This is a genomic window from Cupriavidus sp. 05T313 (assembly GCF_056396665.1).
In genome coordinates this window covers 1-9,281 of the sequence record NZ_JBFTLX010000271.1, presented here as the reverse complement: position 1 = coordinate 9,281, position 9,281 = coordinate 1, and the positions used below count along the sequence as shown (strand labels likewise).

The 9,281-nt window shown below is 62.2% G+C and carries 8 protein-coding genes and 1 tRNA gene; 6 read left to right on the top strand and 3 right to left on the bottom strand.

Annotated elements, in window-relative coordinates; genetic code table 11:
* Positions 1-367: plasmid pRiA4b ORF-3 family protein (locus AC1DKD_RS35220; RefSeq protein WP_477112153.1), on the bottom strand; the 367-nt coding region annotated here is incomplete at its 3' end.
* A gap of 307 nt (positions 368-674) precedes the next feature.
* Here AC1DKD_RS35220 and AC1DKD_RS35215 point away from each other — a divergent pair.
* From AC1DKD_RS35215 to AC1DKD_RS35190, 6 genes are all read left to right on the top strand, one after another.
* Positions 675-1,511: a MurR/RpiR family transcriptional regulator gene (locus tag AC1DKD_RS35215; protein WP_477104722.1), complete on the top strand. Its 837-nt coding sequence runs from the start codon at positions 675-677 to the stop codon at positions 1,509-1,511.
* A gap of 74 nt (positions 1,512-1,585) precedes the next feature.
* Complete coding sequence (locus AC1DKD_RS35210) at positions 1,586-2,818, top strand: diaminopropionate ammonia-lyase (protein ID WP_441629721.1); 1,233 nt, start codon at positions 1,586-1,588, stop codon at positions 2,816-2,818.
* 2 nt (positions 2,819-2,820) lie between these two features.
* Positions 2,821-4,077, top strand: a complete 1,257-nt coding sequence (locus AC1DKD_RS35205; RefSeq protein WP_477144312.1) for a Zn-dependent hydrolase — start codon at positions 2,821-2,823, stop codon at positions 4,075-4,077.
* Between the two features lie 11 nt (positions 4,078-4,088).
* The gene (locus AC1DKD_RS35200; RefSeq protein WP_441629719.1) at positions 4,089-5,033 is read left to right on the top strand and encodes an N-carbamoyl-D-amino-acid hydrolase; all 945 of its coding nucleotides are present in this window, start codon (positions 4,089-4,091) and stop codon (positions 5,031-5,033) included.
* A gap of 112 nt (positions 5,034-5,145) precedes the next feature.
* Positions 5,146-6,471: an MFS transporter gene (locus AC1DKD_RS35195; protein WP_441629727.1), complete on the top strand. Its 1,326-nt coding sequence runs from the start codon at positions 5,146-5,148 to the stop codon at positions 6,469-6,471.
* 51 nt (positions 6,472-6,522) lie between these two features.
* Complete coding sequence (locus AC1DKD_RS35190) at positions 6,523-7,674, top strand: YgeY family selenium metabolism-linked hydrolase (protein ID WP_441629726.1); 1,152 nt, start codon at positions 6,523-6,525, stop codon at positions 7,672-7,674.
* Between the two features lie 502 nt (positions 7,675-8,176).
* Here the strand turns inward: AC1DKD_RS35190 and AC1DKD_RS35185 are convergent.
* Both AC1DKD_RS35185 and AC1DKD_RS35180 read right to left on the bottom strand, forming a co-directional pair.
* Positions 8,177-8,250, bottom strand: a tRNA-Gly gene (locus tag AC1DKD_RS35185).
* Positions 8,251-8,493: 243 nt separating this feature from the next.
* Positions 8,494-9,281, bottom strand: a 788-nt coding sequence (locus AC1DKD_RS35180; RefSeq protein WP_477144311.1) for a transposase, incomplete at its 5' end; no start/stop codon positions are given.

Genomic DNA, 9,281 nt, shown 5'->3' with positions numbered 1-9,281 from the left:
CAGGATGTTGCCGCAGCCTACGCCGCTCCACCCGTATCTCGTGGCGCCACCACGCGTTGAAGTCATACACATAGACGAAGCCTTCGTGTTCGCGGAGACGAAACGCAGTCAGTGGCAGTTCGTTTGCCGCGGTGGAGAACTGCAAGACGCCCTCATGAGCTTTGCCGTAACGCCTGCCACGAATGCTGAACGTGTGCAGATGCTCGTCGGCCCAGCCCATGACTACCTGGATGACATTGTGCAATTGTCCGAGCGTCAAGTGCTCAGGAACGGGGACGCGTCGCCAAACCGGCGGGCTCAGGGCGCTCAGAGCAATTCGAAGTTGAAGGACGGAGATCGCCGGGCCAGGAACGGAAGCCATGCGCATTTTTGGTGCCTCATTGGCCTCTCGGCGGTGGTCCGGTTGTTTGCCCCCGTTTTGGCGCGGTCTCCCCTTACTGCGACAAAACCACATGAGCACGTGGCAGGTGGCTCATTATTTTCTTGAGAGAAGACCGGACCGTAGCCCCGCTTTGGCGCGGCTCTCCCTGCCGGGCTGACAAAGGGTGAATTCCCAAAAAAGATATCAAATAAGCACAAATTACCCACTGCAAATTTGCTTTTGACACTTCAGTTTCATTCGTATACATTTATGAAACTACTGTTTCAGAGGATGCGACCTGATGGCCTCCCCCTTGCAAGACAAGATCCTCGAATTGCACGACCAGTTGACGGAGAGCGAGCGACGGCTCGCGGAGGTAACCCTTGAATGCATCGGCAACCTCGCCGCTTACTCGGCCACCGAGCTAGCGCAGAAGGCGGGCGTTTCCAAGGCGACCGCGGGGCGTTTCTTCCGCCGGTTGGGATATGAGAATTTCAATGAGGTGCGTGCGCTGGTACGCGACGAAAGCGATCGTGGCTCGCCCCTGTACGAGCTTGCGGGCGTCCAGCCGCCCGCGTCCTCGGACGCACCCTTTGCGGCCCACCTGGCCAATGATCTGCAAAACCTGGCGCAGACCTTCGATCGCCTGGATCCGGCCGATGTCGAGCGCGCGATCTCCCTCCTAGTTGGCGCCAGCCGCATTTGCGTCGCGGGTTTTCGCAATGGCCGCGTGCTGGCGCAGTATGCGTGGGCGCTGCTGACGCAACTGCGCGGCGGCATCACTTTGGTGCCCGGTGCCGGGCTGAATCTAGCCGAAGATCTCGCCGACCTTGGCGACAGCGATGTGCTTCTGGTCATGGACTTCCGTCGCCGCGTAACGCTGCTGCGGCCAATGGTGGAGCACGCAAATCGCGTCGGCGCGAAGGTCGTCATCCTGACCGATCCCAGCGCTACGGAACTGCCCGCCCGCTCCGACGTCGTCCTGCGCTGCGTCAACCATGGCGCCGCCGGATTCGACTCCTATGTCGCGGCGATCAGCCTGATCAACCATCTCGGCACCAGCCTTGCGCTGGCATTGGGAGACGCCGCGCGTCACAGGCTGGAGGAGATCGAAGCCCTGCATGACCACTACGGCGACCTCCACCGCTAAGGCACCAATCGCATGTAAACGTCCGTTCCTCGTCCCATGTGAACGGGCTCCCACTCTTTTTTGAGGAGACTGTCTTGAATTCACTGCTTCCCAACCTTCGCCTGCAATGCGCTGCGAATCCGTCGGTGCAACCGGATGCAAAATATAGCGAGCGACAGCAAGCGATACTCGGCGGGCAAGCCTATCTGCGTGCGGAACAGCAGATCAAGCGCTGGCCGGGGTATGCGCCCACGCCGCTGTGCGAGCTCAAGGGCCTGGCCAAGGCTGCCGGCGTCGCGCAGGTCCTGTACAAGGACGAGGCCGACCGCTTCGGTCTCGGCAGCTTCAAGGCGCTGGGCGGCGCCTACGCCGTCAGCCGCCTGTTGATCCGCGAAATCGAAGCGCGCACCGGCCGTGCCGATGTTTCGGTCGAGGACCTGCTGTCCGGCCGTTATCGTGATATCGCGCGCGATATCACCGTGACCTGCGCAACGGACGGCAATCACGGCCGCTCGGTAGCGTGGGGGGCCCAGCGCTTCGGCTGCCAGTGTGTGATTTACATCCACGCGACCGTGAGCGAAGGACGCAAGCAGGCCATCGAACACTATGGCGCGCAGGTGGTGCGCACAAGCGGGAACTATGACGACTCCGTACGGCAAGCCGCCGACGATGCCGCGCGGCTGGGCCGCTTCGTCGTATCCGACACGTCCTATGAAGGCTATATGGATGTGCCGAAGGATGTAATGCAAGGCTACGCCCTGATGGCCGATGAGGCGCTGCAACAACTTCCGGCTGGGCAAGTTCCGACGCACGTATTCCTGCAGGGCGGCGTGGGTGGTCTGGCGGCGGCGGTCTGCGCGCATTTCTGGGAGCAGCTCGGTGCATCCCGCCCGCGTTTTGTCGTGGTGGAACCCGACAAGGCGGCCTGCCTGTACGAGAGTGCCCGTGCCGGCAAGCCAGTCGCCGTGCATGGCGATCTCGACACCGTCATGGCCGGCCTGGCTTGTGGCGAGGTGTCGTTGCTGGCATGGGAGATCCTGCATCCTGGCGCGCACGCTTTCCTGACCATCGACGACGAATCGGCGCTGGAGACGGTACGGCTGCTGGCCGCCGGCCGTTACGGCGACGCGCCGCTGGTGGCGGGCGAATCCGCAGTCGCCGGCCTGGCCGGTTGCCTCGGCGCGCTTGGCGATGCACAAGTGCGCGCGCAGCTTGGCCTCGACGCCGGCAGCCGCATCCTGGTATTCGGCAGCGAGGGCGCCACCGATGCGGAGCTTTACCAGCGCATCGTCGGGAAGTCGCCCGAGCAAGTCAGGATGGCGGCTTGAAGATGCGCACGACAACGAATCGGACTGCCGCGCCGCACATCGATTTGCCCCGCCTGTTGGGCCGGATCGCAGCGCTGGCGCAGGTCGGCGCGATCGACGGCGGCGGTGTCAGCCGGCTCGCGCTGACCGACGAGGACCGTCTCGGGCGCGATCTGGTGGTGAGTTGGATGCGCGAGCTTGGGCTGGCGGTGAGCATCGACACGATAGGAAATGTGGTCGGCGTGCGGGGAGGACGTGAGGATCTTGCGCCGGTCATGACTGGCTCGCACATCGATACCGTCCGTACCGGTGGGCGCTATGACGGCAACCTCGGCGTGCTCGCTGGCCTTGAAGTGGTGGCCGCCTTAAACGATGCCGGCATCGCCACGCGGCGGCCCCTGGCGGTTGCCTTCTTCACTAACGAGGAGGGTGCGCGTTTCGCGCCGGACATGATGGGCAGCCTGGTATTCCAGGGCGACCTCCCGTTGCAGCAAGCGCTCGATACCAAGGGCATAGACGGCAGCACGGTCGGCGAGAATCTGCGGCGCATCGGCTATAACGGCACGCATCCGGTCGGCACGAATCAGCTGCACGCCTTTGTCGAGCTACATGTGGAACAGGGACCGGTGCTGGAGCATGAGGGCGTCACAATTGGCGCTGTCACCGGCGTGCAGGGGATTCACTGGACGGAATTCACGRTTGAAGGCACGTCGAATCACGCCGGCACCACGCCGATGCGCCTGCGGCATGACGCTGGCCTGGTTGCGGCACGCATCGCCTGCTTCGCGCGGGACCTGGCGCGCGAGTTGGGCAGTGGCCAGTTGGCAACGGTGGGGCAGGTCAAGCTCTCGCCGAACCTGGTCAATGTGATCCCGAACCTGGCCGTGTTCACGCTGGACCTGCGCAATGCCGATCAGGCGATCCTGGCCGAAGCGGTGCGCCGCACCTTCGATTTTGCGCACGAGCTGGCGCGAGACGAGGGGGTAAAGCTGTCCCATCGCTCGCTTGCCGACTTTGCCCCCGTTGCGTTCGACAACCAGATCATCGGCCGGGTGGAAGCGATCGCCCGTCGGCATGGCCACACTGTACAGCGCATTGCGAGCGGCGCCGGCCACGACGCACAGATCCTGGCACGTATGTGTCCTGCCGGCATGATCTTCGTGCCCAGTGTCGGCGGTCTGTCCCACAACGTTGCCGAGTTTACCGACGACAGCGATATCGAGGCGGGCGCCAGTGTCCTGCTCGATTTGCTGCTCGAACTAGCTGAACAAAAGGAATAGGAGTCCAATTCATGCCACGCTATATCAATGTCGCCGCCGCCCAGCTTGGGCCAATTCAACGCGCCGACTCCCGCCGGGACGTCGTCGAGCGCCTGCTCGCGCATCTTCACCAGGCGCATGCCATGGGCTGCCAGTTGGTTGTATTTCCGGAGCTTGCGCTGACCACCTTCTTTCCGCGCTGGTATCTGGAAGATCCGGCCGAACTCGATGCTTTCTACGAGCGCGAGATGCCTGGTGCGGAAACCCGCGTGCTGTTCGAGACCGCAGCCAGGCTTGGAATCGGTTTCTATCTCGGCTACGCCGAGCTTGCGCTGGAACAAGGTGTCGCAAGGCGTTACAACACCTCCATCCTGGTCGGGCAGGACGGCGCCATCGTCGGGAAATACCGCAAAGTTCATCTTCCCGGGCATGCAGAGCATGAACCTTGGCGCGACTTCCAGCATCTCGAAAAGCGCTACTTTGAACCGGGTCTCGGTTTTGACGTCTGGCGTGCCTACGGCGGTGTGATCGGCATGGCTCTGTGCAATGACAGGCGCTGGTCGGAAACCTACCGGGTGATGGGCCTGCAGGGCGCGGAAATGATCTTGTTGGGATACAACACCCCGGTACATAACCCGCCCGCGCCAGAGCATGACGATCTGTCGATGTTTCACAACCACCTCGTCATGCAGGCCGGCGCCTACCAGAACGGCACCTGGGTGGTTGGCGTTGCCAAAGCCGGCAAGGAAGAAGGCTGCGAGATGATCGGCGGCACTTGCATCATTGCCCCGTCGGGCGAGATCGTGGCGGCATGCTCGACCAAAGGGGACGAGCTGGCAATCGCTCGCTGCGACCTCGATCTTTGCCGCTCCTATAAGACTACGACGTTTAATTTCGATCGCCACCGCCGCCCGGATGCGTATGGGCTGATCACCTCGCGTCGGGGCGCCATCGAACCAGAGCATCTGGTGGCCTGACCGGCAGTCTTACCCAGCTTCCCAAAACAATAATTTCAGCGAGCGCCTTGCGGCGCCCGCAGGGGAGCGTTTTGTCTTAAAAAACCAACGGAGGAACAAAGTGAGTGATTCCCTGCAAACGGCCGGCGCCGTCAAGCCCGCTTCGCGCGTTGGGGCAAGTGCGGTGTCCGCACACGACAATGCCCTGTACAGCAAGGTGGCGTGGCGCCTGCTGCCATTCCTGATGGTGTGCTATATCGCTGCATTCCTGGATCGCGTCAATGTCGGCTTTGCCAAACTGCAAATGCTGGACGACCTGAAGTTCAGCGAAACGGTTTATGGCCTCGGGGCTGGTGTCTTCTTTATCGGATACTTCTTGTTTGAAGTACCGAGCAATGTCCTGATGCACCGCATTGGGGCCCGAAAAACGCTGGCTCGCATCATGATCCTGTGGGGTTGCATCTCCGCAGCGATGGCAGTGACGCAGACAGCCACTCAGTTCTACGAGTTGCGCTTCCTGCTCGGTGCGGCTGAGGCTGGTTTTTATCCAGGGATCATTCTGTATTTGACCTACTGGTTCCCATCGCACCGGCGCGGGCAGATCATTGCCGTGTTCATGACGGCAGTGCCTTTTGCCGGCATCCTGGGCGGGCCACTGTCTGGCGGGATCATGCAAGGCCTACACAGTCATGGCGGCTTTGCCGGCTGGCAATGGATGTTCCTGATCGAGGCCGTTCCGTCGATCCTCCTCGGCCTGGCCGTGCTCTGGTACTTGGATGATCGCATCGGCGATGCGGCCTGGCTCAATGCCAGCGAAAAGGCACGCCTTGTCCAGAACCTGGCGGCGGAGAAGGCGGTAAAGGTCGAACATATCTCGCTGTGGAAACTGCTGAAGGACCGGCGGGTTGTGCATATGGCATTGATCTGCTACTGCACGGTTTCCAGCTTGTCCGGGCTTGCCTTCTGGATTCCGTCAGTCATCAAATCCACCGGTGTGGTGTCCCTTCTGGAGATCGGGTTCCTGACCGCGATTCCCAACGCCTGTGCCGTGGTATCCATGGTGCTGGTGTGCCGTCACTCGGATGCGACCCGCGAGCGCCGCTGGCACATGATCATTCCCTTTCTCATCGGCGGCAGCGGCCTCGCCCTGAGCACGCTGTTCAGCCACAACCCGACACTCGCCGTTGCCATGCTATCGATTGCGGCGGCCGGCTGCATGGTTTGCTCGCCGCTGTTCTGGAGCCTGCCCACCGCCTTCCTGGAAGGCAAGAGCGCCGCCGCCGGCATTGCCGCGATCAATGCGTTCGCCGGTCTGGCTGCCTTCGCCAGCCCATACGCGATTGGCTGGATCAAGGATCTCACCGGCTCGACCAACTGGGGCATGTACTTCCTCGCCTCCTTCACGGTGATCGGCGCCATCCTCGTCTATCGCGTGCCGAAAACACTGGTGAACCGCTAACCGGCCTTGTGGGGACGCCCGGCGTCCCTTCCCCCAAAATTGGAGTTCAGCATGACAACCGATGTCGTTACCCTGACGCAGGAGATGGTCCGCATTCCCAGCCTTTCCGGAAAGGAGGGGGAGATGGCAGCACTGATGGCGCGGCGCATGCGCGAGTTCGGCTTTAGTTCCGTGACCACGGACCGGAACGGTTCGGTCCTGGGCCTGATCGGCCCGGAGGACGCCGAAGTCGCACTGCTATTCGACGGTCACATGGACGTCGTGCCCGTGACCGGTACCTGGCGCTTCGATCCCTTCGGCGGGACCCTTCATGAAGGCCGGATCTACGGCCGCGGAAGTACCGATATGAAGGGGGGGATTGCAGCGGCAATCTGCGGTGTTGCCGCTGCTGCACGCGAGGGATGCCTCACGCGCCGTGTGGCGGTATCCGCCAGCGTGCTCGAAGAAGTGATCGAAGGCTATGCCCTGTCCTCGGTTCTCGATGCGTGCGTACCCGCCGCGGTTGTCATCTGCGAGCCTTCAAAGCTCCAGATCAAGGCCGCGCAAAAGGGTCGACTGGAAATCCAGCTGACCTTCCACGGCAAGCCGGCGCATGCAGCCACCCCGCACCTTGGCGTCAATCCGCTGCATGCGGCGGCCCGCGCACTGCTTGCGCTGGAAACACTGGCGTTGCCCGGCGATCCGCGCCTGGGACAAGCCTTGCTGGTACCGACCGATATCGTTTCGTCGCCGTACCCTTCGATCTCGATGATTCCGCTTTCCACTACCGTTCGCTTCGACCGCCGGACCCTGAGCGGCGAATGCAGGGAGGATGTCCTTGGCAGCATCAGCGCCTGCCTGAAAGCCGCKGGCTTGGAGGACTTTACGCTGGCGGTAAGCGACGATCAGGTGGAGACGTTCACCGGCGAACGAGCTAGCCCTTCGCGTTGGCTGCCCGCGTGGCAACAGGCCGACGATCACCCGCTGGTACGCGCCGCCGTGGAAGCAGTCACGCGCTCCGGCATCAAACCGCGCGTGGGCAGTTGGGCTTTCTGCACCAATGGCTCCGAGTCCGCCGGGCGCCGTCGCATCCCTACCATCGGCCTGGGCCCGGGCGCTGAAGAAGACGCCCACACGATAGACGAGTCCATTGCCGTGGATCAATTGGAGGCAGCGTGCGCTGTCTATAAGCACCTGGCGTTGATTACAGCGGGTAAGGAGTGATTTAGTCGGGCGGCTTTCGCACTGCCGCACGGAGAAGTCCGAGGCAAGCTTCCCGTCGGGATGATCGAAGTAGCCGAGCGGGAAGATCCCACTCCTCCACGAGGACCGGAATGACGGACGCTTGTCTCCTTCGAGCCATTGACCCAACCCCTGGTTGCCTGTGGGCGGCGCGATAGTGCTGTAGACGCGGACAACGCGCGAGCCGCCGCAGATCTACCCGAAAATGTTGCGAGCTCGGGTTGCGCTGCACCAACACCCCGCTGTAGGCAAGTGGCAGCGGACTCACCAGCCCGCCGGTGTCAGCCAGCAGCCGCAAGTCGGGACTCCGGTCGCACAGTCGAAGTTGCCGGGCGTCATATAAGCCATGGCCTCGACTCGCTGTGTCAACGCATGAGCCGTCGTCATGCTGCCGTCGCCCGGCAACCTAGCTCTGATTGGTGGGCCTACGGCACCAACGGATTATGAGTCCGCTGCTCTAACCAGGCATGAACTAGAGGCCCGATGGAGCGGGTGAAGGGAATCGAACCCTCGTCATAAGCTTGGAAGGCTTCTGCTCTACCATTGAGTTACACCCGCGTGCGATGCGCGGCATGATAGCAACTACCCCAATCGGCGTGGCATTATTTGTTCGGTTAGACAACCCTATCCTTCTGCGCCACCCTCGAATTACGGCCCCAAGAAAATCGGCGTGCCGCGAGCGATCCATCACACATCCGTGCTCGCGGAAGCGGCCCCCATTAAACATCACCTGCTTATGCCGGGCGCCAGGCCTAGTCGAGACTTGGGTTGCAGGTCTAAGAGCCATCCCTTTCAAGGTGATTAAACGACACGTCCAGCCTTGATGACACGGGCGGTAGAAACATGCCGCCGTGCTACGCATCCAGCCACATAGCCTTTCTTCTTCGGCGCTTTCGGTCCCCGCGTATGTTTGCGCATCGCGCGGGGATCAACGTGCGTCGCCATCCTGATCAACTCGCGACCGAGCTGAGCTGGGGTGAGGAGGTCATAGGCCTGCCACACCTCGGGCGGCACCGCGATCATCATGCCGGCATAAGTTGCCCGGATTTCGCTGGCGAGGTAATACGGTGAGATCTCGATGTCGCTGGTATCCAGCTCATGCCGGATTCTCACCGCAGTCGCAATCACGCTCAGTACGTTATACGCGAGCGCCGCCACGCCGAAGGCCAGCAGCGCCGCGCGCGGCTGGCTCAACGAGCGAATCTCACTATTGAGCACCGATTCCAGCCGCTGAAACAGATTCTCTATGCTCCAGCGTCGCCGGTATAGCCGGGCGACTGCCTCGGCCGTCAGATAGGCGGCCGGGACATTGGTCAGCAGGCGGACGACGGTATCACCATCCTCGGTGGTGCCATCCAGATGCAGTTCGATGCGCCGCAGCACCTGCGGCGCGTTTGATTCATCTGGGATGCTGACCGCTTGCTCGTACACAGTGCCGGCTTCGACCCGGCCCATTTCGCGTAACGGCTCCAGCTCGCTGGGGCTCGGATTGCGGCCGTGCTCCCGCACGATGAAGGCGCTGCCGCGACGCTGCCACCCGGCAAGAATCGCCCGGGTGCTGAAGTTGCGATCGGCGATCCACAGTTCGG

Coding starts and splice junctions, on each gene's coding strand:
- AC1DKD_RS35200 (WP_441629719.1), top strand. CDS start 4,089: ATGCCACGCTATATCAATGTCGCCGCCGCCCAGCTTGGGCCAATTCAA.